General features: G+C 64.4%; 25 protein-coding genes and 1 tRNA gene. 22 read left to right on the top strand and 4 right to left on the bottom strand.

All coding sequences use genetic code 11. The annotated features are described in order from the left end of the window. Positions 1-12: 12 nt before the first annotated feature. From AC0KUR_RS25995 to tatC, 11 genes are all read left to right on the top strand, one after another. Positions 13-633: a YchE family NAAT transporter gene (locus tag AC0KUR_RS25995; protein ID WP_049032488.1), complete on the top strand. Its 621-nt coding sequence runs from the start codon at positions 13-15 to the stop codon at positions 631-633. Further along, a complete protein-coding gene (gene hisH / locus AC0KUR_RS25990; RefSeq protein WP_034189815.1) occupies positions 630-1271 on the top strand; it encodes an imidazole glycerol phosphate synthase subunit HisH in 642 nt (213 codons plus the stop codon). Before AC0KUR_RS25995 ends, hisH begins: the two co-directional genes overlap by 4 nt. 163 nt (positions 1272-1434) lie before the next feature. Then, the gene (gene hisA, locus AC0KUR_RS25985) at positions 1435-2190 is read left to right on the top strand and encodes a 1-(5-phosphoribosyl)-5-[(5-phosphoribosylamino)methylideneamino]imidazole-4-carboxamide isomerase (protein WP_034189814.1); all 756 of its coding nucleotides are present in this window, start codon (positions 1435-1437) and stop codon (positions 2188-2190) included. 104 nt (positions 2191-2294) lie between these two features. Further along, positions 2295-3068 (top strand): imidazole glycerol phosphate synthase subunit HisF, encoded by a 774-nt coding sequence (hisF, locus tag AC0KUR_RS25980; RefSeq protein WP_011350732.1) that lies wholly within the window; start codon positions 2295-2297, stop codon positions 3066-3068. Next, on the top strand, positions 3068-3484 hold the full coding sequence (gene hisI, locus AC0KUR_RS25975) for a phosphoribosyl-AMP cyclohydrolase (protein WP_034189813.1): 417 nt from the start codon (positions 3068-3070) through the stop codon (positions 3482-3484). The genes hisF and hisI overlap by 1 nt, the downstream gene beginning before the upstream one ends. Beyond that, the gene (locus AC0KUR_RS25970; RefSeq protein ID WP_034189812.1) at positions 3481-3846 is read left to right on the top strand and encodes a phosphoribosyl-ATP diphosphatase; all 366 of its coding nucleotides are present in this window, start codon (positions 3481-3483) and stop codon (positions 3844-3846) included. The genes hisI and AC0KUR_RS25970 overlap by 4 nt, the downstream gene beginning before the upstream one ends. A 71-nt stretch (positions 3847-3917) precedes the next feature. After that, the gene (locus AC0KUR_RS25965) at positions 3918-4310 is read left to right on the top strand and encodes a DUF4870 family protein (RefSeq protein ID WP_034189811.1); all 393 of its coding nucleotides are present in this window, start codon (positions 3918-3920) and stop codon (positions 4308-4310) included. Positions 4311-4341: 31 nt separating this feature from the next. Next, positions 4342-4707 (top strand): histidine triad nucleotide-binding protein, encoded by a 366-nt coding sequence (locus AC0KUR_RS25960; protein WP_034189810.1) that lies wholly within the window; start codon positions 4342-4344, stop codon positions 4705-4707. Between the two features lie 93 nt (positions 4708-4800). Then, positions 4801-5031: a Sec-independent protein translocase subunit TatA gene (gene tatA, locus AC0KUR_RS25955; RefSeq protein ID WP_034183658.1), complete on the top strand. Its 231-nt coding sequence runs from the start codon at positions 4801-4803 to the stop codon at positions 5029-5031. Between the two features lie 26 nt (positions 5032-5057). After that, the gene (gene tatB, locus AC0KUR_RS25950) at positions 5058-5588 is read left to right on the top strand and encodes a Sec-independent protein translocase protein TatB (protein WP_034189809.1); all 531 of its coding nucleotides are present in this window, start codon (positions 5058-5060) and stop codon (positions 5586-5588) included. A 41-nt stretch (positions 5589-5629) separates the two neighbouring features. Next, entirely contained in the window at positions 5630-6418 is a 789-nt protein-coding gene (tatC, locus tag AC0KUR_RS25945) for a twin-arginine translocase subunit TatC (RefSeq protein ID WP_034189808.1), read from the top strand. A gap of 210 nt (positions 6419-6628) precedes the next feature. Here the strand turns inward: tatC and AC0KUR_RS25940 are convergent, their stop codons facing one another. Then, complete coding sequence (locus AC0KUR_RS25940) at positions 6629-7834, bottom strand: Do family serine endopeptidase (protein ID WP_034189807.1); 1206 nt, start codon at positions 7832-7834, stop codon at positions 6629-6631. Between the two features lie 21 nt (positions 7835-7855). On the opposite strand from AC0KUR_RS25940, the gene AC0KUR_RS25935 reads away from it, so the two are divergent. The 7 genes from AC0KUR_RS25935 to AC0KUR_RS25905 all read left to right on the top strand — a co-directional run bounded on the left by AC0KUR_RS25935 (position 7856) and on the right by AC0KUR_RS25905 (position 12997). Next, complete coding sequence (locus AC0KUR_RS25935; protein ID WP_049032317.1) at positions 7856-8602, top strand: Nif3-like dinuclear metal center hexameric protein; 747 nt, start codon at positions 7856-7858, stop codon at positions 8600-8602. A gap of 218 nt (positions 8603-8820) precedes the next feature. Next, a complete protein-coding gene (petA, locus tag AC0KUR_RS25930) occupies positions 8821-9441 on the top strand; it encodes a ubiquinol-cytochrome c reductase iron-sulfur subunit (RefSeq protein WP_006477110.1) in 621 nt (206 codons plus the stop codon). Continuing rightward, positions 9441-10823: a cytochrome b gene (locus AC0KUR_RS25925; RefSeq protein ID WP_034189805.1), complete on the top strand. Its 1383-nt coding sequence runs from the start codon at positions 9441-9443 to the stop codon at positions 10821-10823. Before petA ends, AC0KUR_RS25925 begins: the two co-directional genes overlap by 1 nt. Positions 10824-10844: 21 nt before the next feature. Beyond that, complete coding sequence (locus AC0KUR_RS25920; RefSeq protein WP_034189804.1) at positions 10845-11603, top strand: cytochrome c1; 759 nt, start codon at positions 10845-10847, stop codon at positions 11601-11603. A 94-nt stretch (positions 11604-11697) separates the two neighbouring features. Beyond that, positions 11698-12309: a glutathione S-transferase N-terminal domain-containing protein gene (locus AC0KUR_RS25915; protein ID WP_006400565.1), complete on the top strand. Its 612-nt coding sequence runs from the start codon at positions 11698-11700 to the stop codon at positions 12307-12309. A gap of 71 nt (positions 12310-12380) precedes the next feature. Next, on the top strand, positions 12381-12902 hold the full coding sequence (locus tag AC0KUR_RS25910) for a ClpXP protease specificity-enhancing factor (RefSeq protein WP_034189803.1): 522 nt from the start codon (positions 12381-12383) through the stop codon (positions 12900-12902). 19 nt (positions 12903-12921) lie between these two features. After that, positions 12922-12997 (top strand) — tRNA-Thr (locus AC0KUR_RS25905). A gap of 131 nt (positions 12998-13128) precedes the next feature. Here AC0KUR_RS25905 and AC0KUR_RS25900 read toward each other — a convergent pair. Then, positions 13129-13863, bottom strand: a complete 735-nt coding sequence (locus AC0KUR_RS25900) for a LytR/AlgR family response regulator transcription factor (RefSeq protein ID WP_473376588.1) — start codon at positions 13861-13863, stop codon at positions 13129-13131. Between the two features lies 1 nt (position 13864). Further along, positions 13865-14947 (bottom strand): sensor histidine kinase, encoded by a 1083-nt coding sequence (locus tag AC0KUR_RS25895; protein WP_473376587.1) that lies wholly within the window; start codon positions 14945-14947, stop codon positions 13865-13867. 331 nt (positions 14948-15278) lie between these two features. On the opposite strand from AC0KUR_RS25895, the gene AC0KUR_RS25890 reads away from it, so the two are divergent. Together AC0KUR_RS25890 and AC0KUR_RS25885 are read left to right on the top strand one after the other, a co-directional pair. Continuing rightward, the gene (locus AC0KUR_RS25890) at positions 15279-15821 is read left to right on the top strand and encodes a DUF6622 family protein (protein ID WP_069706009.1); all 543 of its coding nucleotides are present in this window, start codon (positions 15279-15281) and stop codon (positions 15819-15821) included. 317 nt (positions 15822-16138) lie between these two features. Further along, the gene (locus tag AC0KUR_RS25885) at positions 16139-16342 is read left to right on the top strand and encodes a hypothetical protein (RefSeq protein ID WP_034189859.1); all 204 of its coding nucleotides are present in this window, start codon (positions 16139-16141) and stop codon (positions 16340-16342) included. A gap of 59 nt (positions 16343-16401) precedes the next feature. Here the strand turns inward: AC0KUR_RS25885 and AC0KUR_RS25880 are convergent, their stop codons facing one another. Further along, positions 16402-17202 carry a transporter substrate-binding domain-containing protein gene (locus AC0KUR_RS25880; RefSeq protein WP_034189797.1) on the bottom strand — a complete coding sequence of 267 codons (801 nt, stop codon included), beginning with the start codon at positions 17200-17202 and terminating at the stop codon, positions 16402-16404. A 327-nt stretch (positions 17203-17529) separates the two neighbouring features. Here AC0KUR_RS25880 and AC0KUR_RS25875 point away from each other — a divergent pair, with 327 nt between their 5' ends. Together AC0KUR_RS25875 and AC0KUR_RS25870 are read left to right on the top strand one after the other, a co-directional pair. Further along, positions 17530-20709 (top strand): type VI secretion system Vgr family protein, encoded by a 3180-nt coding sequence (locus AC0KUR_RS25875; RefSeq protein WP_473376586.1) that lies wholly within the window; start codon positions 17530-17532, stop codon positions 20707-20709. Positions 20710-20762: 53 nt separating this feature from the next. Continuing rightward, entirely contained in the window at positions 20763-25373 is a 4611-nt protein-coding gene (locus AC0KUR_RS25870) for an RHS repeat-associated core domain-containing protein (protein ID WP_473376585.1), read from the top strand.

Raw genomic sequence — 25373 nt, 5'->3', positions numbered from 1 at the left:
CGCCGGCTTGCGATGGATCTGCTCAAATCGTTCATTTCGCTGCTGGCGCTGATCAACCCGGTCGGCGCGGTGCCGTTCTTCCTGAGCCTGACGGCGCAGCAGACGGACGGCGAGCGGCGTCGCACGATCCGGATCGCATCGGTGTCGGTATTCTGCGTGATGACGGTGACCGCGCTGCTCGGGCAGCAGATCATCAACTTCTTCGGCATTTCGGTCGGGTCGCTCGAAGTGGGCGGCGGGATCATCATGCTGCTGATGGCGATCAACATGCTGAACGCGCAGATCGGCAACACGCGATCGACGCCGGAAGAGCGCCACGAAGCCGAGCTGAAGGACAACATCGCGGTCGTGCCGCTGGCGATTCCGCTGCTCACGGGCCCCGGCTCGATCAGCACGGTGATCATCTATGCGGCGAACGCGCATCACTGGTATGAACAGGCCGGGCTGGTCGCGATCGGCGCGGTCCTGGCTTTTCTGTGTTTCGTCGCGATGCGGCTCGCCGAGCCGATCGCGAACTGGATCGGCCGCACGGGCATCAACATCGCCACGCGGCTGATGGGTCTGATGCTGTCGGCGCTGGCGGTGGAATTCATCGTCAATGGACTGAGGGCGCTACTGCCTGCACTGAGATGAAAACTTCGATTGCGATTGTGGATTATGGGATGGGCAACCTGCGCTCGGTCGCGCAGGCGCTCAAGAAGGCCGAACCGGCCGCCGACGTGGCGATCGTCGACACGCCGGCCGCGATTCGCGCGGCCGACCGCGTCGTGCTGCCCGGCCAGGGCGCGATGCCCGACTGCATGCGCTGCCTCGGCGAATCGGGCCTGCAGGAGGCCGTGATCGAGGCGTCGCGCACGAAGCCGCTGCTCGGCGTGTGCGTCGGCGAGCAGATGCTGTTCGACTGGAGCGCGGAAGGCGACACGAAGGGCCTCGGCCTGTTGCCCGGCAAGGTCGTGCGCTTCGAGCTCGACGGCCGCGTGCAGGACGACGGCTCGCGCTTCAAGGTGCCGCAGATGGGCTGGAACCGCGTGCGCCAGTCGCAGCCGCACCCGCTGTGGGACGGCGTGCCCGACGACGCGTATTTCTACTTCGTGCACAGCTACTACGTGACGCCGGACAACCCGGCACACACGGTCGGCGAAACGGCATATGGTGCGCCGTTTACGTCCGCGGTCGCGCGGGACAACCTCTTCGCGACCCAATTCCACCCGGAGAAAAGCGCGGAGGTCGGGTTGCGTCTGTACCGCAACTTCGTACACTGGAAACCGTGAACGTGGTGCGCGAACCACAGTCGACGGGCCGCGGAGGCCCGTCTTGCGGGGCTCGCGCGCCTAGGCGCCGAAAGAGTTGTACTAAACTAGCGAGACGGCGCGGTACCGGATTGGCCGGTACGCGCCGGATTCTTTTCTTCTTCCACGACGACACCCGATTGCTATGTTGCTGATTCCGGCCATCGATCTAAAAGACGGTCAGTGTGTGCGCCTCAAACAGGGCGACATGGACCAGGCCACGATTTTTTCCGAGGACCCGGCGGCGATGGCCCGCAAGTGGGTCGATCTCGGCGCCCGGCGGCTCCATCTGGTCGACCTGAACGGCGCATTCGCCGGCAAGCCGAAGAATCTCGAGGCGATCGAAGCGATCCTCGACGAAGTCGGCGATGAAATCCCCGTCCAGCTCGGCGGCGGCATCCGCAGCCTCGAGACGATCGAGAAGTATCTCGACGCGGGCCTGTCCTACGTGATCATCGGCACGGCGGCCGTGAAGAACCCGGGCTTCCTGCAGGACGCGTGCACCGCGTTCTCCGGCAGCATCATCGTCGGGCTCGACGCGAAGGACGGCAAGGTCGCGACCGACGGATGGAGCAAGCTGACCGGCCACGAAGTGGTCGATCTCGCGAAGAAGTTCGAGGACTACGGCGTCGAATCGATCGTCTATACCGACATCGGGCGCGACGGAATGCTGCAGGGCATCAACATCGAGGCGACCGTGAAGCTCGCGCAGGCGGTCGGCATTCCGGTGATCGCCAGCGGCGGCTTGTCGAACCTCACGGACATCGAGAACCTGTGCGAAGTGGAAGAGCACGGCGTCGAAGGCGTGATCTGCGGCCGCGCGATCTACTCCGGCGATCTCGATTTCGCGGCCGCGCAAAGGCGCGCGGACGAACTGAACGGCGAACTCGACAACGCGTAACGCGGTTTCCCGTTCGCCGGGGCCGCCCGCAGGCGGCCCCGACCGGAAGTCTCGTGCGAGGCTTCCGCAACCGGCCGTCCCAGCGCGGCATTTGGCGCAACATCATGGCTCTAGCTAAACGCATCATCCCCTGCCTGGACGTGACTGCCGGGCGTGTCGTCAAGGGCGTCAACTTCGTCGAGCTGCGCGATGCCGGCGATCCCGTCGAAATCGCCCGCCGCTACGACGACCAGGGCGCCGACGAACTGACGTTCCTCGACATCACCGCGACGTCCGACCAGCGCGACCTGATCCTGCCGATCATCGAAGCCGTCGCGTCGCAGGTCTTCATTCCGCTGACCGTCGGCGGCGGCGTGCGCGCGGTCGAGGACGTGCGGCGTCTGCTGAACGCGGGCGCGGACAAGGTCAGCATGAATTCGTCGGCGGTCGCGAACCCGCAGCTCGTGCGCGATGCGGCCGACAAGTACGGCTCGCAGTGCATCGTCGTCGCGATCGACGCGAAGCGCGTGTCAGCCGACGGCGAGACGCCGCGCTGGGAAGTCTTCACGCACGGCGGCCGCAAGAACACGGGCCTCGACGCGATCGAATGGGCGCGCAAGATGGCCGAGCTCGGCGCGGGCGAGATCCTGCTCACGAGCATGGACCGCGACGGCACCAAGTCGGGCTTCGACCTCGCGCTCACGCGCGGCGTGTCGGACGCGGTGCCGGTGCCGGTGATCGCATCGGGCGGCGTCGGTTCGCTGCAGCATCTGGCAGACGGCATCAAGGACGGCCGCGCCGACGCGGTGCTGGCCGCGAGCATCTTCCACTACGGCGAGCACACGGTCGGCGAGGCGAAGCGCTTCATGGCCGACCAGGGCATCCCGGTGAGGCTGTGATGAATACGGAAACGAAATCCCTGCCCGCGTGGCTCGACAAGGTCCGCTGGGACGACAACGGCCTCGTGCCGGTGATCGCGCAGGAAGCAGCGACGAACGACGTGCTGATGTTCGCGTGGATGAACCGCGAGGCACTGGCGAAGACGATCGAGACGCAGCGCGCGGTCTACTATTCGCGCTCGCGCAAGCGGTTGTGGTTCAAGGGCGAGGAGTCGGGCCACGTGCAGCACGTGCACGAGGTGCGGCTCGACTGCGACGAGGACGTCGTGCTGCTGAAGGTCGAGCAGGTATCGGGCATCGCGTGCCACACCGGCCGGCATTCGTGCTTTTTCCAGAAATTCGAGGGCACCGTCGACCACGGCGACTGGGTCGCGGTCGAACCGGTGCTGAAAGATCCCGAACACATCTACAAATGACGCAATCGACCGAAGACACGCTGCTGCGCCTCGCGGCCGTGATCGATAGCCGCAAGGGCGGCGACCCCGATCAATCGTACGTATCGCGCCTGTTCCACAAGGGCGACGACGCGGTGCTGAAGAAGATCGGCGAAGAGGCGACGGAAGTCGTGCTGGCCGCGAAGGACGTGCGCCAGGGCGGCGCGCCGAGCGCGCTCGTCGGCGAGGTGGCCGACCTGTGGTTCCACTGCCTCGTGATGCTGTCGCACTTCGAGCTGAGCCCGGCCGACGTGATCGCCGAACTCGAGCGCCGCGAGGGGCTGTCGGGCATCGAGGAAAAGGCGCTGCGCAAGCGCCGCGAGCGCGAGGAAAACGGCGGCTGATGCGCATCGTCCCGCCGCGGTGGCAGCAGTGCGGTAAGCTGTAAGAATTGTCATCTTACGGGGGTAGCATCATGAACGATACGTCGAACCAGTTTCCGACGCCCGCGGTGCCGGGGGCGGCGGATGCCGAGCGCCTGAACGGGCTGCGCACGCTGACTCACGTGCTCTACGGTCTTTATGCATTTCACTGGCTGACGGGCGGCGTCACGGGCATCATCGCGATCATCATCAACTACGTGAAGCGCGGGGACGTGGCCGGCACGCCGTATGCCGACCATTTCGAGTGGCAGATCCGCACGTTCTGGCGCGCGCTGATCGCGTACGTCATCGGGTTCGCGCTGGCATTCGTCGTGGTCGGATTCGCAGTGATGTTTGTCACGTGGATTTGGACGCTGTACCGTATCATCAAGGGTTGGCTGTACCTGAACGACAACAAGACGCTCGATCCGCAGGCGTGGTTCTGACCGGCGCGCGCGGGCGTTTCGCAGGAGCAACATGAGTCACGATCCGAATTGCCTGTTCTGCAAGATCGCGGCAGGCGAGATCCCGAGCACGAAGGTGCACGAGGACGACGAATTCGTCGCGTTCCGCGACATCCGCCCGGCGGCCGAGACGCACGTGCTCGTGATTCCGCGCCGGCACCTGCCGACGCTGTCGGCGGCGAGCGCGGACGATGCGCCGATGCTCGGCCGGCTGATGCTGCTCGTCGCGCGCCTTGCCGACCAGCTCGGCGTCGCGTACACGGGCGGCGAGACCGGTTTTCGCACGGTGATCAATACGGGCCCGGGCGGCGGGCAGGAGGTCTACCACCTGCACGCGCATATCCTGGCCGGTCCGCGCCCCTGGCAGCGGATGGGTTGACGGCGCGGGGCGTTTCCCCGCATCGATAGTCGAAGCCGGCGCGTCGCCGGCGATTTGCGCCGCCCGGCGGCGTGGTTGAGGAGAGGTTTCATCATGGGTGGATTGAGCATTTGGCACTGGCTGATCGTGCTGCTGATCGTCGCGCTGGTTTTCGGTACGAAGAAGCTGCGCAACATCGGCAACGATCTCGGCAGCGCCGTGAAGGGTTTCAAGGACGGCATGAAGGAAGGCGAAACGCCGGCCGATGCGCAGCAGCTGCCGCGCTCCGGCTCGGTCGACGTCAACGCGAAGGAAACGACGCGTTCCGATTCGAACAAGGCGTAACGCCGGCCCGCTGACAGGCATTCGCGATGCTGGATCTCGGTCTTTCGAAGATGGCGCTGATCGGCGTCGTCGCGCTCGTGGTGCTCGGCCCCGAGCGCCTGCCGCGCGTCGCGCGTACGGCAGGCGCGCTGTTCGGTCGTGCGCAGCGGTACATCAACGACGTGAAGGCCGAGGTCTCGCGCGAAATCGAACTCGACGCGTTGCGGACGATGAAGACCGATTTCGAATCGGCCGCGCGCAATGTCGAGACGACGATTCACGACAACCTGCGCGAGCACGAGAAGGAACTCAACGACACGTGGCATTCCGCGGTCGGCGGTCTTGACGAAGCGTCGGGTGCCGCCGGGTCCTACGGTTCCGACGCGCCTGCTGCGCCGTCGTGGCGCGGCAGTCCGGCCGCGCTCGCGACGAAGCGCCGCAACTGGCGCGTGAAGCAGGCGGCGACGCCTGTCTGGTACAAGCGCGCGACCACCCGCCGCACGCACGTGCAGTCGGGCGCCGCGCGTGTCGCGCGCCACCAGCCGGCCAGCCTGCGCCGGCCGACGCGCTTCTTCTGAGCCGAGCGCATGCTCGCTCGTCAATCCTACCGAGGGCCGGTGTGAGCGACCCCCAGCAGAACCCGGGCGACGCCCCGGAAGAAACCTTCATTTCCCATCTCGTCGAGCTTCGCGACCGCATCATTCGCGCGGGGCTGGCCGTGATCGTTGTGTTCCTCGGGCTCGTCTACTGGGCGCCCGACATCTTCCGGCTGCTCGCGCGGCCGCTGATGGAGAATCTGCCGAAGGACGGCAAGATGATCGTCACCGACGTCACCGGCTCGTTCTTCGTGCCGATGAAGGTCACGATGCTCGTCGCGCTCGTGATCGCGCTGCCGGTCGTGCTGTACCAGATCTGGGCGTTCGTCGCGCCGGGGCTGTACCAGCACGAGAAGAAGCTCGTCACGCCGCTCGTCGGCAGCAGCTACGTGCTGTTCCTGTGCGGGATGGCATTCGCGTACTTCCTCGTGTTCCCGACGATCTTCCGCGTGATGGCGCACTACAACGCGCCGCTCGGGGCCGAGATGACGACCGACATCGACAACTACCTGAGCTTCGTGCTCGGGATGTTCATCGCGTTCGGGGTCACGTTCGAGGTGCCGATCGTCGTCGTGCTGCTCGTCCGGATGGGCGTGCTGACGGTGAAGAAACTGAAGGAAATCCGCCCGTACGTGATCGTCGGCGCGTTCGTCGTCGCGGCGGTCGTCACGCCGCCGGACGTGTTCTCGCAACTGATGCTCGCGCTGCCGCTGATCGTGCTGTATGAAGCCGGGATCCTGGCCGCGCGGTTCTTCGTGCCGAAGAAGCCGGCCGAAGAGGGCGAGGCGGGGAACGGCGAAGCCGCGGGCTGACGGCGGCGCACCGGGCGGCGGGCCGGCTCTTCCGGTCAGCTCGAACGGTGCGGCGATGCCGTGGCCGAGCCGGCAAGCGTGTGGCATTGTCCCCTTCCCGGGCAATACGGATCGGTCGAAGCAAAGCAAAAGGGCAGCCAACCGGCTGCCCTTTTTCATTTCCACCGACGACAACGGGCGCGTGATGTCGCGCGACCCGCCTGCCCAACCTCATTCGGTATCGCTGTCCTGCTCGTCGAGCGTCTGCTTCGGCGGCGGCGGGCGCTTGCCGATCACGACGCTCACGTCGAACTCCTTGCCCTTGCGCACGACGTGCACCTTGGTCGGCGTGCCGGGCTTGATCTGCGCGACGACGTTCAGCAGCTTGGTCGTGTCCGTGATGTCCTCGCCGTTGACCGTGACCAGGATATCGCCCGGCTTGATGCCGGCCTTGTCGGCCGGGCCGCCCTGCAGCACGCCGGCGACGATCGCGCCCGATTTCTGCTGGAGCCCGAACGACTCGGCGATCTCCGGCGTGACGTCCTGCGGTTCGACGCCGATCCAGCCGCGCGTGACCGAGCCCGTCGTGATGATGCTCTCGAGCACCGTGCGCGCGGTCGACACGGGAATCGCGAAGCCGATGCCGAGCGAGCCGCCCGAACGCGAGTAGATCGCCGTGTTGATGCCGAGTAGGTTGCCGTTCACGTCGACCAGCGCGCCGCCCGAGTTGCCGGGGTTGATCGGTGCGTCGGTCTGGATGAAGTTCTCGAACGTGTTGATGCCGAGGTGATTGCGGCCGAGCGCGCTGATGATCCCCATCGTGACCGTCTGGCCGACGCCGAACGGGTTGCCGATCGCGAGCACGACATCGCCGACGCGCGACTGGTCGGAGCGGCCGAGCGTGATCGTCGGCAGGTTCGTCACGTTGATCTTCAGCACGGCCAGATCGGTCTCGGGATCGCTGCCGATCACCTTCGCGGTGGCCGTGCGGCCGTCGGCGAGCGCGACTTCGATCTGGTCGGCGCCGTCCACGACGTGCTGGTTCGTTAGAATGTAACCTTCCGGGCTCACGATAACGCCCGAGCCGAGGTTGGCTGCCGGTTCGTCCTGCTGCTTGCGGGCGTTGCGGTCGCCGAAGAAGTAGCGGAACAGCGGATCTTTCGCGCGCGGGTCGGGCGGCAGCGAGCCGTCCTTGCTGGAGAACACGTTGACGACGGCCGGCATCGCCTTCTGCGCGGCTTCCGCGTACGACGTGGTCGCCGGCGCGCCGCCGATGCCGGGCGCGACCTCCCGCAGCGCAACGATCGGCGTGGCGAGCTGCTTGCCGAGCTGTCCTTGCCGTTGCAGCCATTGCGGCTTGAGCGTCACGACGATGAACATCAGCGCGAGCAGCACGGTAACCGCCTGCGCGAAGAACAGCCAGAAGCGTCTAAGCATCTGAATGGATTAGAGGTTTATATGGATCGGATCGAACTTGAATTGTACTTGAACAATACCCTCGAAACCGCGCGCTTCAAGGACTATTGCCCGAACGGCCTCCAGGTCGAGGGGCGCCGCAAGGTCGAGAAGATCGCCACCGGCGTGACGGCGTCGGTCGCGTTCCTCGAGGCCGCGCTCGAATGGGGGGCGGATGCCGTGCTCGTCCATCACGGTTATTTCTGGCGCAACGAGGCGCCGCAGATCACGGGCCGCAAGTACCAGCGCCTGAAGCTGCTGCTCGCGAACGACCTGAACCTGTTCGCGTTCCACCTGCCGCTCGACGCGCATCCCGAATTCGGCAACAACGCGCAGCTCGGCGCGAAGCTCGGGCTGATCGGCGAGCAGCGTTTCGGCGAAGGCAACCTCGGCTGGATGGCGACGCTGCCGATGCCCGTCACGCTCGAGCACTTCGTCGCGAAGGTCGAGAACACGCTCGGCCGCACGCCGCTCGTGCTCGGTGACCCGGAGATGCAGCTGCGCCGTATCGCGTGGTGCACCGGCGCCGCGCAAAGCTATTTCGACGCGGCGATCGATGCCGGCGCGGACGTGTACCTGACCGGCGAGGTGTCCGAATACGTGACGCACACGGCTGCCGAGAGCGGCGTCGCGTTCGTTGCGGCGGGGCACCATGCGACCGAACGTTACGGAATCCAGGCGCTGGGCGCCCACTTGTCCGAAGAATTCGATATCGAGCACCTTTTTATCGATATTCACAATCCGGTCTGAGCGACGGATTTGCGGCGGTGCATCGAAATTTCGCAATGTAGCGGATGCTTAAAAGTGAAATGATTTAATCGCTCCGATAGTGGGGGATAACCCTTAACTATCAAACACTTCGAAGGGATTTTCATCTCCGGGCCTTGTAAATGGCGACTCCATTCGAGCAAACTAGCGGCGGAATGGAAAGTCGTGACGGAAAATCCAACTCAGAAGTGGGGCGTGTGATGCGAGACAAGGAAGAGAAACGCGTCGACAGCGGCCGCCGTACCTGGCTGATTGCGACATCCGTAGCAGGTGGCGTGGGAGGCGTAGCCACCGTCATACCTTTCGCGGCGTCGCTTGCGCCGTCCGCGAAAGCGAAAGCGGCCGGTGCCCCGGTCGAGGTTGATATCAGCGGCCTGAAGCCTGGCGAAATGGTCACCGTGCCGTGGCGCGGCAAGCCCGTCTGGATCCTGAATCGCACCGATTCGATGCTGGCCGACGTGGTCAAGGCCGACAAGGAAGTCGCGGATCCGACCACGAAATCCCCGTATTCGATGCCGTTGCCCGCGTATTGCGCCAACGAATATCGCTCGCGGGCCGATCGCAAGAACATTCTCGTCGTGATGGCCGTGTGTACGCACCTCGGCTGCACGCCTAGCCAACGCTTCACGCCGGGTCCGCAGCCGAACCTGCCGGACGACTGGCCGGGCGGTTTCCTGTGCCCGTGCCACGGTTCGACCTACGACCTCGCCGGCCGTGTGTTCAAGAACAAGCCGGCGCCTCAGAATCTCGACATCCCGCCCTACATGTTCACGTCGGCGACGACCCTCGTGATCGGCAAGGACGAGAAAGGAGAAGCGTGATGGCCGCCGACAACAAAGAAGTCTCCACGACAGGTCTCACCGGCTGGATCGATCAGCGCTTCCCGCTCACGTCCACCTGGAAGAAGCACGTTTCCGAGTACTACGCGCCGAAGAACTTCAACTTCTGGTACTTCTTCGGCTCCCTCGCGCTGCTGGTGCTCGTCAACCAGATCGTCACGGGCATCTTCCTGACGATGAACTACAAGCCCGACTCGATGCTCGCGTTCGCGTCGGTCGAGTACATCATGCGCGAGGTGCCGTGGGGCTGGCTGATCCGCTACATGCACTCGACCGGTGCATCGATGTTCTTCGTGGTCGTCTACCTGCACATGTTCCGCGGGCTGCTGTACGGGTCGTACCGCAAGCCGCGCGAGCTCGTGTGGATCTTCGGCTGCGCGATCTTCCTGTGCCTGATGGCCGAGGCGTTCTTCGGCTACCTGCTGCCGTGGGGCCAGATGTCGTTCTGGGGTGCGCAGGTGATCGTGAACCTGTTCTCGGCGATCCCGTTCGTCGGCCCGGACCTGTCGCTGTGGATTCGCGGCGACTACGTCGTGTCCGACGTCACGCTGAACCGTTTCTTCGCGTTCCACGTGATCGCGATTCCGCTCGTGCTGGTCGGTCTCGTGATCGCGCACCTCGTCGCACTGCACGAAGTGGGGTCGAATAACCCGGACGGCATCGAGATCAAGGCGAAGAAGGACGAGAACGGCATCCCGCTCGACGGCATCCCGTTCCATCCGTACTACTCGGTGCACGATTTCCTCGGCGTGTGCGTGTTCCTGATGATCTTCGCGCTGATCGTGTTTTTCTCGCCGGAGATGGGCGGCTACTTCCTCGAGGCGAACAACTTCGTCCCCGCGAACCCGCTGCAGACGCCGCCCGAGATCGCGCCGGTCTGGTACTTCACCGCGTTCTACGCGATGCTGCGCGCGACCACCGACCCGTTCAAGATCGTGCTGATGATCGTGATCGCGCTGCTCGGCGTGCTCGCGCTGATCCGCGCGCGCGGCAAGTGGAAGGCAGGCCTGCCGGTGCTGGCCGCGGCGATCGTCGTGTTCATGTACCTGACGGAGTCGAAGTTCTGGGGCGTCGTCGTGATGGGCTCGGCGGTGATCACGCTGTTCTTCCTGCCGTGGCTGGACCGCAGCCCGGTGAAGTCGATCCGCTACCGGCCGCTGTTCCACAAGGTGTTCCTCGGGATCTTCGTCGCGGCGTTCCTGACCCTCGCGTTCCTCGGCACGCGGCCGCCATCGCCGGCTGCGACGCTGATCGCGCAGGCCTGCGCGCTGATCTACTTCGCGTTCTTCCTCGGCATGCCCGTCTGGACGCCGCTTGGCACGTTCAAGCAGCCGCCGGAGCGGGTGCGCTTCAAGCCCCATTAACGTGAGCGAGGAGAGAACGACATGAAGAAACTGCTTTCGACACTCGCGCTGATCGGGGCGACCGCGTGTGCGCTGCTGGCGGCGCCGGCCGTGCGGGCGGAAGGTAATTTTCCGCTCGACCGGGCGCCCGATAACACGGAAAATCTCGTTTCGCTTCAGCACGGCGCGCAATTGTTTGTAAACTATTGCCTGAACTGCCACAGCGCGAACCTGATGCGCTACAACCGTCTGACGGATCTGGGCATATCCCAGAAGGAGATCGAAAAGAATCTCCTGTTCACGACCGACAAGGTCGGCAACACAATGTCCGTCGCGATGCGGCCCGAAGACGCGAAGAACTGGCTCGGCACCACGCCGCCCGACCTGTCGGTCGAGGAGCGCGCGCGCGGCCGCGACTGGCTGTATACGTATCTGCGGAGTTTCTACCGCGACGATACGCGGCCGACCGGCTGGAACAACGCGGTGTTCGAGAACGTCGGCATGCCCCATGTGTTGTGGCAGCTGCAGGGGCAGCGCATTGCCAAATTCGAAGACAAGACGGACGAGGAGACGGGCGAGAAGGTCCACACGCTCGTCGGCTTCCAGCAGGTCACGCCGGGCACGCTGTCGTCGCCCGACTATGATGCTGCGGTGGCCGACCTGGTGGCCTATATGACATGGATGTCCGAGCCGGCCCAGCAGACTCGCAAACGCCTCGGCGTGTGGGTGCTGATCTTTCTCGGTGTCCTGACTTTCCTGGCCTGGCGGCTCAATGCCGCGTACTGGAAAGATATCAAGTAAACACGCCTGACCGGCGTGGGGCCGGCGCAAGGCGGAACCCGTGAAAGGGGTTGCGCCGCGTGCCGGCCCTCGGCTTTTTTGAGGAAACGCAAATATGATGGTTCTGTATTCCGGCACAACTTGCCCGTTCTCCCAGCGTTGCCGGCTGGTGCTGTTCGAGAAGGGCATGGACTTCGAAATCCGCGACGTCGACCTGTTCAACAAGCCGGAAGACATTTCGGTGATGAACCCGTACGGTCAGGTGCCGATCCTGGTCGAGCGCGACCTGATCCTGTACGAATCGAACATCATCAACGAGTACATCGACGAGCGCTTCCCGCATCCGCAGCTGATGCCGGCCGACCCGGTGCAGCGCGCCCGTGCGCGCCTGTTCCTGCTCAACTTCGAGAAGGAACTGTTCGTTCACGTCAGCACGCTCGAGAACGAGAAGGGCAAGGCGGCGGAGAAGAACCACGAGAAGGCACGCCTCGCGATCCGCGATCGCCTGACGCAGCTCGCGCCGATCTTCGTGAAGAACAAGTACATGCTCGGCGAAGAGTTCTCGATGCTGGACGTCGCGATCGCTCCGCTGCTGTGGCGCCTGGATCACTACGGCATCGAGCTGTCGAAGAACGCCGCGCCGCTGATGAAGTACGCCGAACGGATCTTCAGCCGTCCGGCCTACATCGAGGCACTGACGCCGTCCGAAAAGGTCATGCGTCGTTGATGTTGCAATGAAGGAATGACGGAGCGGGCGGCGCGGCGTGCCGCGTGCCTGCTCCGGGTTCGAGGATCGTGATGCAAGAGATTTCAACGAAGCCTTATCTGCTGCGCGCGTTGTACGAGTGGTGCACCGATAACGGTTACACGCCGCATATCGCGGTGAGGGTCGACAACTCGACGCGCGTGCCGCGTCAGTTCGTGCGTGACGGCGAGATCGTGCTCAACATCAGCTTCGAGGCGACGAGCCAGTTGCAGATGGGCAACGAGTGGATCGAGTTCACGGCCCGGTTCTCCGGGAAGGCGCACAAGATCGAGATTCCGGTGGCCAACGTGCTCGCGATCTATGCGCGCGAGAACGGGCAGGGCATGGCGTTCCAGGTCGATGCGGTTGCGGGCGAAGGCGCGGATTCGGGTACGTTCGACGATGACGCCGCGCAAGCGGAAGACGGGCAGCGTGACGAGCCTGCGTCGACGTTGACGCCGGTCGCCGACAGCGGCGCGAACGAGGAGCCGTCCGAAGGCGCCGACGAACCGCCGAAAACCGACGGCGACGGCACGAAAGGCGGCAGCAGACCTCGCCTCAAGATCGTGAAATGAGGTAGAATCTCGCGCTTACGCCGGCTTAGCTCATCTGGTAGAGCAGTTGATTTGTAATCATCAGGTGGCGGGTTCGAGTCCTGCAGCCGGCACCATATTGAACGAAGGGCCGGGAGATTGATTCTCCCGGCCCTTTGTCTTTTCTGCGGCCGTCTTTCTGGTCGACGAGGTGTCGTGTGCGCGGTGCCGCGACAAGGGGACTGTCCTTTCGACATCAATCTGCCGCTCACATCTGCCTGAACAATCCCGCATACGCACGACTGACGGGCAGCATCTCCCGCTGCCCGTGCACGCGAATCCGCAACCGCCCCAGCAGATCGCGCTCGATACGATCGATCGCCGCGTACGCGACGATCACACCGCGATGCACCTGCGCGAACCGCGCCGGATCGAGCCGCTGCATCAGGTCCTTCAACGGCGTGCGGATCACGAGCCGTTCGCTGGCCGTGACGATTTCCGTGTATTTTTCCGACGCCTGGAAATACAGCACATCGTCGATCGAAACGAGCCACGTCGCATCCTTCACGCCCACGGTCAGCCAGCGGATCGGCGCGGCATCCCGCGATTGCGCCGCTTGAGCCAACGCTTCGGGATGCCCGACAGCCGGCTCGCCGCGCTGAAGCTTCGCGATACAGCGCAGCAGCCGCTCGTCCGTCACCGGCTTCAGCAAGTAGTCGACCGCTGAGCGATCGAACGCGTCGACTGCATATTCGTCGTAAGCCGTGACGAACACGACATGTACGTCCGGCACCAGCGCAGCCAGCTTCAATCCGTCGATGCCGGGCATCCGGATGTCGAGGAACGCGATGTCCGGGCGCGGCGACGCATTCAGTGCGGCCAGTGTTTCGACACCGTTGCGCGGCATCGCAACGATCTCCAGTTCAGGCCAGAGCTGCCGCAGTCGTTGCGCGAGCGAAGCGGACAGGTTCGGTTCGTCGTCGGCGATGAGGGCGGTCGGCATGTCAGTCGATCGGAGTCAGCAGGGTGGCGGTGACGCCATGTGCGGCACTCGCGTTCGTTTCGACGGTGATGCTGCCGCGCTCGCCATGCAGCGTCCGGATACGTGCGGCGACGTTGGCGAGCCCGACACCGCCGTGCAGGCCAGAGCCGCCCTTGCCGAGGCCGACGCCCGTGTCGATCACGTTCAGTTCGAGCTTGTCGCCCCGCGTCCGGCCGCGAACGACAATCCCGCCGCCGTCGATCGACGGCTCGATCCCGTGCAGCAGCGCATTCTCGACGAGCGGTTGCAGCAGCAGCGGCGAGAACGGCAGCGCGTGCAATTCCTCCGGAACTTCGATCGCATATGACAGCCGCTCGCCGAGCCGGATCGAGGCGATCTTCAGCAACGCGTCGACGAGATCGAGTTCGTCGCCGAGCGTCGATGTCGCATCGCGCGTGCGGCGCAGGCTCGCACGCAGGTAGCGGTTCAGGTGGTCCAGCATCGTCGATGCGCGGGACGGGTCGCGTTCGATCAGGCTCTGCACGTTCGCGAGCGTATTGAACAGGAAGTGCGGCTCGATCTGCGCCTGCAGCAGCGCGAGGCGTGCGGCTGTCTCGGCCTGGCGCGCTTCGGCGGCTTCGCGTCGCTCGGTTTCGAGCGTCGCGCGCATGCGAAGCGACTGAAGGAACAGCGACACGCACACGAACAGCACGGCCGACACCAGGAACGACGGCCCGTAGTCGTCCCACGTTCCGATGCGGGCGTGCCCGAATACGTGCGGCACGTTCCCGCGAATGATGGTCGCGGCGATCTCGAACCCGGCGAACACGCTGACCGGTGCGATCACGATGGCCTTCAGCACGAGCCCCGGCTTGCGCGGCAGCAGCCGATTCGCGGCGCGGCTGAGCAACAGCGCGCAGAAACCGATCGTGTTGGCGACGACGAGGTAGGGCAGCAGCGGTTCGCCGACATGGACGACCCAGAACCCCAGGCCGACGACCGAATTGAAGCACGTGAACGCGAGCAGCGCGGCCGGATCGCGCAGCCGCCGCGGTGCGGCGCCGGCAGGCGGCGGTATCGGTGAAGGATCGGACGTGGCTCGCATGGTGTCGGGGGAGCGTGGTGCGCGATGCGCGTATGCCGTGACTTTAGCGTCACGTGGGCCGACTGCGTGAATGTTGCGACGAACGGCGCGCGGCTTCGACGACGTGCGTCGGCGGCCGACGGCTGGCCGGCTATCGCCACGAGTGTCGCGGAGCGTCGCCCGGAGGGATAGCGGATGGCGTCGGCTCCGCGCCGAGGGGGCCTCACCGGACGACCATCGCCACGACGCGCAGCTCGTCCGCGGATTCCGGCCGCCCGTCGCAAGCCGCGCCGCGCGCCGGGGCTGCGCAGTACGGTGTCGGCGTGTCCATTCCGATCAGGCGACTTCGACCATGTCCGCGCTCCTTCATCTGAAGCCTTACGTGTACGTGATGTTCTGCGTGCTGCTTTACATCGGCATCAAGCGCTGTTTCCCGCGCGAGGTGCCGGCGATGCGACCGCTGATTTCTCCCGTCGTATTCGGGATGCTCGGCATCGTCAGCCTGAACGGTCTGTTTCCGCACGCCGGTGTCGATGCGAACGCGATTGCGCTGGCGGCCGTGCTGGGCGGCGCGTCGCTGGGCTGGCTGCACGCGAGCCGGTGGCGCCTCGAATACCGCTCGATGCCGTCGGGCCTGCGCGTGCGCCTGCCCGGCGACGCAAGCCTGCTCGTCACGCTGATGGTGACCTTCGTCGCGGAAACCTGCATGCATTATGCAGTGGCCGTGCGGGCGCCATGGGCGGCGACGAGCGGCTTCGAGATGCTGTCGTTCGCCGTCTGGGGCGTGCTCGTCGGAATGACGCTTGGGCGTGCACTGAACGTGGTCGTGCGCTGCATGCGCCATGCGAGCGGATCGGAGCGCGGCGGCTACCCGTATTCAGTCGATTCGCGATGACGGGCGCGAGCTTGATGCAGTTCGTCGTCAACTGGATCCGCATCGAAACGCCGGCGGCGCGTAATGCGGACTGTTTCGCTCCCGCTTTGCTGTCACGGCCGCGTCACGATACGCCCATAAGGTTGCACGTTTTCATCGCCGCGACCTCGCCCGACGGAGCCGTGCGCAACCCGCCCCGCGGCGACGTGCCCGCCTCGCAGGCCGGGCAACCGGGATCTCGCTCCGGCAGCCTGGCGGCCGCGCATCGCACCCTTCCATTCGCAAACACGATCGACGCCGGTTCGAACCGGATCGCAGCCGGTCAGGAGACAAGCACCATGCTGAGTCCGCACGAATTCTCGATGCTGTTGCGCATTGCGCGTGCGCCGGACAGCGTCGATCAATCGAATCCGGCCTTTGCCGTGCTGGTCGAGAAGCGTCTGGTCGACGATACGCAGGCGCGCATGAGCGCCGTGGCGGCGCGTCCGGCGCTGACGCCGATCGGCCAGATGTTGCTGGCGCGCTTCGACGAAGCGGCTTGAGGGGAGGCGTCACGCGTTCATCGAAATGAACGGCGTGACGCATGGAAATGCCGGGCGGCTTATTGTGCGACCGGCACCGTCACATCGCTGCCGAACCAGTGCATCGAGATCTTCTTCAACGTGCCGTCCTTGTGCAGCGAATCGAGCGCGTCGTTGATCGCCTTCTCGAACTTCGGATTGCCCTTGCGGAACGGGATCGCCATTTCCTGCTTGCCGCCGTTCAGCACCGCCCCCGCGCGCAGCGGCAGGTTGGACGTCTTGATCATGTACGGCAGCATCAGCCGATCGTCGAGCGTTGCCTCGATCCGGCCCGCGGCGAGGTCACGCAGTTTCTCCGGCGCGCCCGGATACGTCTGCACCTCGATACCCGGCACGGTGCGCGCCATCTGGTCGTAGTTGGTGCCGAGCGTCACGCCCAGCTTCTTGCCCTTGAAGTCGTCGAGCGACTTGAAGTTGCGCGTGTCGTCCTTGCGCTGGATCAGCTGCGCGGCCGAGTACGTGTACGGCTGGCTGAAGTCAAGCGCTTCCTTGCGTTGCGGCGTGATCGTGACCTGGTTGACGATCACGTCGAACTTGCCGGCCTGCAGGCCGGCGATGATGCCGCTCCATTCGGTCGGGACGAACTGCGTCTTCACGCCGAGCTTGCCGGCGACCGCGTTCGCGACGTCGACGTCGAAACCCTCGAGCTGGCCTGACGTGCCGCGCGAATTGAACGGCGGATACGTGCCTTCGAGGCCGACGCGCAGCACGCCGGCTTTCTTCACGGAATCGAGCAGGTCTTCCGCGTGTGCGGCGACGGCCGTGAAGCCGAGGGCCGACGCGAGCAGCAGGCCCGACAGCAGGAACTTCGAACGTTTCATCGCAGATCTCCAGTGTTCAGTGTCGTGTAGGGAGCGCCGGGTATCGGTTGGACCCGGATGAGGCCGGAATACGGGCACGTAGACACTACTCGCAACCGCGCCGCGCCGGAAGTCGAATTGGCCCTGATTGCAATCGATTTCACGGCGCGGCGAGGGCCGAACGGTGCGGCGGGCGCCAGCGCAGGCAAAGCGCGGACCGATTGGATGCCGTGTCTTCAAATCCGGCCGGTTTTCGAGGATGCCAGTAAATTGTCTGTAAAATCGCGCGAGCAAAGTCCAGTGCTCGCGCCATCCGAGGGCGCGTCAAAAGAAGAAAAGGCCGTAGCCATGAACATGCAGAACACGATCGCCGCGTTGCGTGGCGGGTTGCTTCAGCAGGACCGGTTGCTGAAGCTCGATACGCCCTTGGGGGGCAACGTCCTGACCGTGCAGCGGGCAGTCGGCCGCTCGCGCATTGGGCGTGCGTACGAGTTCACGCTCGACGTGCTGTCGACCGATAGCGATCTGGAACTTAAAAAGCTGATCGCGCAGCCCGTCACGCTGTGGATCGAGCAAGGCGACCGCAGCTATCGGCCGATCAACGGATACGTGCATACCGCGCGCCGGCTGGGCGCCGACGGCGGACTCACGACCTATCAGCTCACGTTCGCCGATTTCACCCATTTCCTGAAGTTCCGTCGCGACCAGCGGCTCTGGAACGACACGACCGTCGACCAGATCATCAGCGACGTGCTGAACCAGCATCCGCAGGCCAAGGGCCATTTCCGCTTCGCACTGTCGAAGCCGCTGCCGAATCGCTCGTACACGCGCCAGCACGACACCGACTGGCATTTCGTGCATCGGCTGATGGAGGACGAGGGGCTCTACTGCGCATGGCAGCAGGCCGACGACGGCAAGTCGCACACGCTCGTGATCACCGACAATCTGCAGGCGTTTGCGCCGCTGTCACCGGAGACGGTGAGCTTCTATCGCGGCGGTTCGGCAAGCGGGGCCGACGCGTTCACGCAATGGTCGGGCACGCGCACGCTGCAGAGCGTCACGCGGTCGACGCGCACGTTCGACTACAAGAATCCCGCGCAACCGTCGAATCCGAAAGGTACGTCGCTGCCGACGATGGCCGGCCAGGGTGAACTGCCCGACCAGCTCGAGGTGTACGAGTACACGGGCGCTTACACGTATCTGGACCAGACGCGCGGCGACCATCTGACGAAGATGCGGATGGAGGAGTGGGAATCGCAGGCGAAGCGCTTCCACGGTGCGGGCGGCGTGCGCGCGATCGACGCCGGCCGGCGCTTCACGCTGGCCGAGCATCCCGAGCACGATCGCGATTCCGCCGATCAGCGCGAATTTGCCACGATCGAGGTCGCGTGGTGGATCGAGAACAACCTGCCCGTTGCGAGCGACAGCGCGGACTTCCCGTACAGCTTGCGCGAGGCATTGATCCAGGCACAGGATGGTTACGGCGCCGATCCTGCGTTGCGTGTCCCGCACGACGACGGTTCGACGGGCTTCTATCTGGTCGAGGTCGAGGCGCAGCGCGTGAGCGTGCCGTATCGCAGCCCGTTCGAGCACAAGAAGCCGGAGATGCACCTCGAAACGGCGATCGTCGTTGGGCCGCAGGGCGAGGAGGTCCATACCGACGAACTGAACCGGATCCGTGTGCAATTCGTATGGGACCGGTTGAATCCGGCCAACGAGAACGCGTCGTGCTGGGTACGCGTGGTGCAGTCGGATACGGGCGGCGGCTACGGCGGCGTGCACGTGCCGCGCATCGGCGAGGAAGTGCTGATCGACTACGTCGGCGGCGACTGCGACCGGCCGCTGGCCGTCGGGCGCGTGTACAACGGCGCGAACCAGCCGCAGTGGCACAGCGACGGGATCCTCTCCGGCTACCGGTCGAAGGAGTATTCGGGCGGCGGCTACAACCAGCTCGTGATGGACGACGCGACCGGGCAGAACCGAGTGCAGTTGATGAGCAGCAGCGCGAACAGCCTGCTGCACCTCGGCTACCTTATCGACCAGAACGGCAATTCGCGCGGGTCGTATCTCGGCAGCGGGTTCGACTTGCGCTCGGATGCGTACGGCGCGGTGCGGGCGAGTCAGGGCCTTTACGTAACGACGCACCCGAAGGCGCCGAACAGCCAGCCGCTCGACGTGAAGGAAGCGCAGCAGCAGCTCGTGACGGGTGAAAGCCTCGTCGAAGCGATGTCGGGCGTGAGCGAGCAGCATCAGGCGGAAAGCCTGAAGGAAGCGCACGACACGATGCGCGCGTTCACCGACGCGACGCAGGACAGCAAGTCGGGCAGCGCGTCCGGCGGGCGCACGGCCGGTGGCGGCACCGGAAGCGCGAATGCGTTCAAGGAGCCGGTGATGCTGTTCGGCAGCCCGTCGGGAATCGGGATGTCGACGCAGCAGTCGGTGCATGTGGTCGCGAACGATCACGTGAACGTGGCGAGCGGGCAAAGCGTGCATGTCGCGGCGGGCAAGTCGCTGATCGGGAGCATCGGGCAGAAGCTGAGCCTGTTCGTGCAGAACGCGGGGATGAAGCTGTTCGCGGGCAAGGGCAAGGTGGAGATCCAGGCGCAGTCGGACAACATCGAGGTGACCGCGCAGAAGGCGGTGAAGGTCGTGTCGGCGACTGACCGGATCGAGATCGCGGCCGATCAGGGGATTCTGCTGACGAGCGGCGGCGGGTATATCCGCATTCAAGGCGGCAACATCGAGATTCATACGCCTGGCGCGGTCGATGTGAAGGGTGCGTCGCATACGTTCGCGGGGCCGGCGAGCATGGGGTATCCGTTGCCGAGTCCACGGCCGGATCAGCCGGGGCAGCTGGAGCTGTTTCACAAGTACGTGAACGGCGAGGCGGTGAAGGGCGGGCTGTTCACGGTGAAAGACGTGAACGGTGCGGTGCTGAAGAAGGGGGCGCTCGACAACAGCGGCTACACGGTCGTGAGCGGGCTGCCGCCGGGTGCGGTACGTGTCGAGTTCGGGAAGGATCCGCGCGAGTCGGATCAGCCGGCGAACTATTTCAAACAGGCGAAATGGCCAGCGGAGCCGGTCGAGCCGTCGCCGGAGGCGGCCCAGTCAGCGGCAACGGGACAGCTTGCCAGCCAGTTGCAAGGGATGGCCCCTGCTGCTGCGACGGCAGCCATGGGGCTCGTGAGCGGTGGCGGTGCAGGTGCAGCGCTGGGCGGACTGGCGAGTTCCGCGTTGCCGGCTGCGGCGGGCGCGCTGGGTGGGGCAGGTGCAGTCTCCGCGCTGCAGACGGCGTCGAGCCTGGGCAGCGCCGCTAAGCAGGTGGCCGGGATGGTGCAGGCGGCACGGCAAGGCGGACTCGCGGCGCTGGCCGCGCCGGCGGCGAATGCGGCGTCCGGGGCGTTGCAAGGCGCATTGCCGGGCGTCGCCGGTATCGCGGGCAAGGGCGCCACGACCGTGGCCTCGGCCGCGGGCGCGACGGGCATGAAGCTGCCGACGAGCGGGTTTGGCGGACCGCTGAAATCCTGAGAGCGCGGCGGCTCGTCGGCCGCCCGAATATAACGAACTGAACGAAGAACGACATGGCACAACAACTTCCGCCGGGCGCAGAGAAGGAACAGGCCGTTACCTGGCTCAGCGATGTTTCTCCGAAGGATGTCGCCGCGGTCGGCAACCGCTTCGATGCGTGGTTGCGCAAGATCAGCGGCAACCACATCACGTTCGAGGACGTGAAGACGTTTGCCGGTGCGGTACCGATCATCGGCAACATCATGGCAATGGTCGACGCGCTGGGCGATATTGCCGAGATCATCGAGAAGCGCGGCGGCCAGGTGCTCGACTACATGAGCCTGGCGATCAACCTGCTTGGCATCATCCCGGTTCCGCCGACGCTTGCGCCTTTCCGGATGTCGGCGCGCCCGCTGCTTGCGCTCGTTCGCCACGAATTGCTGATGACGCGCAACAACCTCGGCGCGGCGATCATCTCCGTGCTGGTTACGCATATCAACGCGACTTGCGCGACCGAGATCGAGGACTTTCTCAACAAGCTGAAGGCCGGTCTCGTCGAACTGCTCAACGGATGCGCATCGACGTGCCAGGAGCTCATGCTCGCGCTGGCGACCGGCATGGACAAGGCGCTGCACGGGCAACTCTTCGACGCCAACGCGAATCTGAAGCGACAGCAGGAGATCGCAAAGAAGATGGCGGACGATCGGCCGTGGTACAGCCCGAGCCGTGTCGGCGACGGCATCCAGTTTGCGTACGAGGGGACCAAGGCGCTGGGAAAGAAGGTTGTCAACAAGACGGCGGGCACGGTGGCGAAGCTCGCGCCGGATGCGTGGCTCGAGCCGTTTCGCGGCACGGTGACGTTCCTTCGGACCGAAGCGCCGAAGATCGCGGCGTCGATTCGTTCGCTTGCCGGCAGCGAAGAAGGCAAGATGATGTGGCTGGTCTTGCAGCTGATCGAGGCCGTTGGCCGCGTCAAGGCGCGCGCGAAGCTTCATGAGCAGAGTACGGACGTCAAGGCGAACGGGAAGAGCCAGGCGAAGAAGACGCGGGAGCAGGAAGGGCTGGAGAAAGTCGACGGACAAGCGCCGGTCGAAGGGGCGGGGAGGAGCACGTGCAAGGCGTGCGGGCTCGGGGCATCGGAGGCATCAATCGATTTCGCGTTCGGCGACGAAACGTTCTCCCACGTGGATTTCGACCTGCCGGGCGCCATGCCGCTCGTTTGGGAGCGTACTTATCGTTCTCGTCTGTCGGCTTATGACAATGGCGAACTGGGTGCGCGATGGATCACGCCCTATACGACGCGCATCGACACCAAGAACGGTCAGTGGATCTATCGCGATGCGGAAGGGCGCAGCATCGAGTATCCGGCACTCGCGGCCGGCGCGGTGCACGATGATCTGTCGGAGAACCTGACGCTGTCGCGGCTCGACGATACATGGGTGACGATCGCATACGGCCATGCCGTGCTGCATGTGTACGAGCGTCGCGGCGACGTGTTCCGTCTCGCGATGCAGAAGGACCGTGCCGGCAACACGATCACGCTGGACTACGATGCGCTCGATCGCCTGGCGCGTCTGATCGATTCGAGCGGCAATGTGCTCGCGTTCGAGCACGATCGGCATGGCCGGATCGTGCAGATCGAACACGTGCTCAAGGATGGTGTTCGCCGCACGCTGGCGAGCTACGAATACGATGCCGACGGCGATCTCGTGCGCGCGGTCGATCGCCACGGCAATGCGCGGACGTATCAGTATCGCCGTCACCTTGTGACGCGCTATACCGATCGCACGGGCCGCGGGATGACGCTCGAATGGGATGGCGCGGATGCCGAGGACAACGCAAACGCGAAGTGCATTCGTGAATATGCCGACGACGGCAGTCTCGATCTCCGGCTCGCGTGGAATCCGAACATCCGTCTGACCTACGTGACCGATGCGCTCGGACAGATGACGCGGTACTACTTCAACATCCACGGTTACGTGTATCGGATCGTGTATCCGGACGGTAACCAGGAGTGGTTCCGGCGCGATGCTCATCACAATCTGGTACTGCACATCCGGCAGGATGGCAGCATCGAACGGCGCGAATACGACGCGCGCGGCAATCTGGTTCAGCACGAACGGGCGGACGGCAGCGTCGTCGAGATGGCGTACGACGAGAAGGATCAGATGATCCGGCTCGTCGACCCGAACGGGCACGTGTGGCAACGCAAGTACGACGATGCGGGCAACCTCGTCGAGGAAATCGATCCGCTCGAACACTCGACGAAGTACGAATACAACGACAAGGGTTTGCCGACGCAAATCATCGATGCGAAGGGCGGTTCGAAGACGCTCGAGTACAACGACGCGGGGCAGGTCACAAGCTATACGGACTGCTCCGGAAAGAAGACGGAGTGGCGCTATGACGATATCGGGCGCGTGATCGAGACAAAGGACTCGGCCGGTGGCGTGGTGGCCTATCGGTACGGCCCGAACGGGCAACCGACCGAAGTTCGCTCGCCTGCTGGCGTCGAACAGATCCAATACGATGCTGAAGGCCGCTTGCTCCGTCACACGGATCAGCTCAATCGTTCGACGCGATATGGCTACGACGCGGTCGGCCGCATTGCCAGCCGCGCCGATGCGCTCGGGCAGACGGTTGCGTATCGCTATGACCGCCTCGGGCGCCTGACCGCGTTGACCGATGCGAACTTTGCGACGTATCAGTTCCACTACGATCCGGCAGGGCGGCTGATCGAGGAAATCGGCTTCGACGGCAAGTCCACGCGTTATCAGTACGACAGCGAGAGCGGCAGTCTCGTTGCGATCGACGAAGCGGGTTGCGTGACGTCGATCGACGTCGATGTGAACGGTCGGCTGCTGAAGCGCGTCGCGGGGGAAAGCGAAGAGCGGTTTGCCTACGATCGGAGCGGCAAGTTGATCGATGCGGTGAATCGATACGGCCGCGTGCAGTTCTTCTTCGATCCGGTCGGCAATCTCGTGCGCGAACATCATGCGTACGACCTGTTCGGCGAACGACGCAGTTACGTATGGCATCACGAGTACGACGAACTCGGCAATCGGCGGCGTACCGTTCGGCCGGACGGCCATGCGGTCGACTGGCTGATGTATGGGTCCGGGCATGTGCACGGGATGCTGCTCGATGGCGAGGAGCGTGTGCAGTTCGAGCGCGATGACTTGCATCGCGAGACGGTGCGTGTGCTGTCGAGCAAGGTCGGCCAGCGCACGCACTACGATCCGGCTGGACGCGTGTTGCAGCAGACGATTCAGCGATCGACATCGCCCGCGCCGCTTGCCGAGCGGCGGTATCGCTATGACGTGGTGGGGCAGTTGTCGCGAATCGAGGACAGCCGCAAGGGCGGGACCGACTATCGATACGATCCGGTCGGACGGTTGATCGAGGCGATCAGTCCCATCGCGAAGGAACGGTTTGCGTTTGATCCCGCGAGCAACATCATCGATCCGGTGCGGACTGCGGACATGTCTGCGTCGCGTCCGAGTCAGGTGCGGCCGGAAAGCACGTTGCCGGTTGAGGTGCCGAAGGTGCTCGGTAACCTGCTGAAGGCGTATGCAGGCATGCACTTCGAGTACGACGCGCGCGGGAATCTGGTGCGCAAGCGCACGCCGGCGGGTGAGCAGGAGTACGAGTGGGATGAATTCAATCGCTTGCTGTCCGCACGGGTTGCCGAGACGTCGCGGCAGAGTCAGGCGCGGTATTTCTATGACCCGTTCGGTCGGCGTATTGCGAAGGAGGTGAACGGCGAGCGGACGGTGTTCGGGTGGGATGGTGACACGCTGGCGTATGAGAGTGACGGCGAGCGCGGCACGCACTATCTGTACGAACCGGGAACGTTCGTGCCGCTGGCGCAGTATGTTGCGGGGCCGGTTGAGGGGGTCGTGACACCGGAGTGGAAGAGTACCGACCGCTATGTGCCAGAGGAAGATCCGCTGCAGAAGGTGCCGGAGCGTCGAGGCGATGCGGCGGTGTTCTATTACCACTGTGATCAGATCGGCACACCGCAGTTGTTGACGGATGCCGATGGAGACGTCGTGTGGGAGGCGTCATATAAGGCGTGGGGGGAAGCGCGGGAAGTGATCGCGCGGGTGTCGAAGGCGGCGGGGATCGTGGCGAGGAATCCGCTGCGGTTTCAGGGGCAGCAGGACGATGAAGAGACGGGGCTGCATTACAACCGGTATCGGTACTACGATCCAGAAGTAGGACGGTTCATTAGCAAAGATCCAATTGGACTTGCGGGTGGGCTGAATGCTTTCCAGTACGCGCCTAACCCCATCGGTTGGGTTGATCCGTTGGGGCTCAGATGCGATAGTCCAGCAGAAAAACTTCGTCGGAAGCTTTCAGCGCTTGAAGGAGCACAGGCGACTGCTGATCGAACGCGTGCGCTGCCAGACGGACGTATCCGGTACTACGATAAAGAAGCGTTAGCCAGAACTGCCGGGCCGACGAGAGGACGATCACACGTCACCGAATGGAATCCTGCTACTGGTCAAGTCCGCAGTTGGGAAGAGACGTACGACCATTCTGGAGCAGTGAATCGCGTTCATCCTAAGATGAATGATGGCGAGGTTCTGGATTTACCACACTACCCGCCGACCAAGGCAGATATAGATCAAGGGAAGGCGACGCCGGGCGGCAGAGCAATTAATTGTCCATGTAGGTGCTGA

Source organism: Burkholderia sp. YHN3-13 (genome assembly GCF_055810675.1).
This window is presented reverse-complemented; position numbering and strand designations above follow the sequence as displayed.

Excerpts from the sequence above, each read along its gene's own strand:
- AC0KUR_RS25875 (WP_473376586.1), top strand. The coding sequence starts at position 17,530 with ATGAACATGCAGAACACGATCGCCGCGTTGCGTGGCGGGTTGCTTCAG.
- tatA (WP_034183658.1), top strand. The coding sequence starts at position 4,801 with ATGGGTGGATTGAGCATTTGGCACTGGCTGATCGTGCTGCTGATCGTC.
- AC0KUR_RS25915 (WP_006400565.1), top strand. The coding sequence starts at position 11,698 with ATGATGGTTCTGTATTCCGGCACAACTTGCCCGTTCTCCCAGCGTTGC.
- AC0KUR_RS25880 (WP_034189797.1), bottom strand. The coding sequence starts at position 17,202 with ATGAAACGTTCGAAGTTCCTGCTGTCGGGCCTGCTGCTCGCGTCGGCC.
- AC0KUR_RS25895 (WP_473376587.1), bottom strand. The coding sequence starts at position 14,947 with ATGCGAGCCACGTCCGATCCTTCACCGATACCGCCGCCTGCCGGCGCC.
- AC0KUR_RS25890 (WP_069706009.1), top strand. The coding sequence starts at position 15,279 with ATGTCCGCGCTCCTTCATCTGAAGCCTTACGTGTACGTGATGTTCTGC.
- AC0KUR_RS25965 (WP_034189811.1), top strand. The coding sequence starts at position 3,918 with ATGAACGATACGTCGAACCAGTTTCCGACGCCCGCGGTGCCGGGGGCG.
- AC0KUR_RS25910 (WP_034189803.1), top strand. The coding sequence starts at position 12,381 with ATGCAAGAGATTTCAACGAAGCCTTATCTGCTGCGCGCGTTGTACGAG.
- AC0KUR_RS25970 (WP_034189812.1), top strand. The coding sequence starts at position 3,481 with ATGACGCAATCGACCGAAGACACGCTGCTGCGCCTCGCGGCCGTGATC.
- AC0KUR_RS25870 (WP_473376585.1), top strand. The coding sequence starts at position 20,763 with ATGGCACAACAACTTCCGCCGGGCGCAGAGAAGGAACAGGCCGTTACC.
- AC0KUR_RS25960 (WP_034189810.1), top strand. The coding sequence starts at position 4,342 with ATGAGTCACGATCCGAATTGCCTGTTCTGCAAGATCGCGGCAGGCGAG.
- tatB (WP_034189809.1), top strand. The coding sequence starts at position 5,058 with ATGCTGGATCTCGGTCTTTCGAAGATGGCGCTGATCGGCGTCGTCGCG.
- AC0KUR_RS25935 (WP_049032317.1), top strand. The coding sequence starts at position 7,856 with ATGGATCGGATCGAACTTGAATTGTACTTGAACAATACCCTCGAAACC.
- AC0KUR_RS25900 (WP_473376588.1), bottom strand. The coding sequence starts at position 13,863 with ATGCCGACCGCCCTCATCGCCGACGACGAACCGAACCTGTCCGCTTCG.
- AC0KUR_RS25995 (WP_049032488.1), top strand. The coding sequence starts at position 13 with ATGGATCTGCTCAAATCGTTCATTTCGCTGCTGGCGCTGATCAACCCG.
- AC0KUR_RS25885 (WP_034189859.1), top strand. The coding sequence starts at position 16,139 with ATGCTGAGTCCGCACGAATTCTCGATGCTGTTGCGCATTGCGCGTGCG.
- hisA (WP_034189814.1), top strand. The coding sequence starts at position 1,435 with ATGTTGCTGATTCCGGCCATCGATCTAAAAGACGGTCAGTGTGTGCGC.
- hisH (WP_034189815.1), top strand. The coding sequence starts at position 630 with ATGAAAACTTCGATTGCGATTGTGGATTATGGGATGGGCAACCTGCGC.
- petA (WP_006477110.1), top strand. The coding sequence starts at position 8,821 with ATGCGAGACAAGGAAGAGAAACGCGTCGACAGCGGCCGCCGTACCTGG.
- AC0KUR_RS25940 (WP_034189807.1), bottom strand. The coding sequence starts at position 7,834 with ATGCTTAGACGCTTCTGGCTGTTCTTCGCGCAGGCGGTTACCGTGCTG.
- AC0KUR_RS25920 (WP_034189804.1), top strand. The coding sequence starts at position 10,845 with ATGAAGAAACTGCTTTCGACACTCGCGCTGATCGGGGCGACCGCGTGT.
- hisF (WP_011350732.1), top strand. The coding sequence starts at position 2,295 with ATGGCTCTAGCTAAACGCATCATCCCCTGCCTGGACGTGACTGCCGGG.
- hisI (WP_034189813.1), top strand. The coding sequence starts at position 3,068 with ATGAATACGGAAACGAAATCCCTGCCCGCGTGGCTCGACAAGGTCCGC.
- AC0KUR_RS25925 (WP_034189805.1), top strand. The coding sequence starts at position 9,441 with ATGGCCGCCGACAACAAAGAAGTCTCCACGACAGGTCTCACCGGCTGG.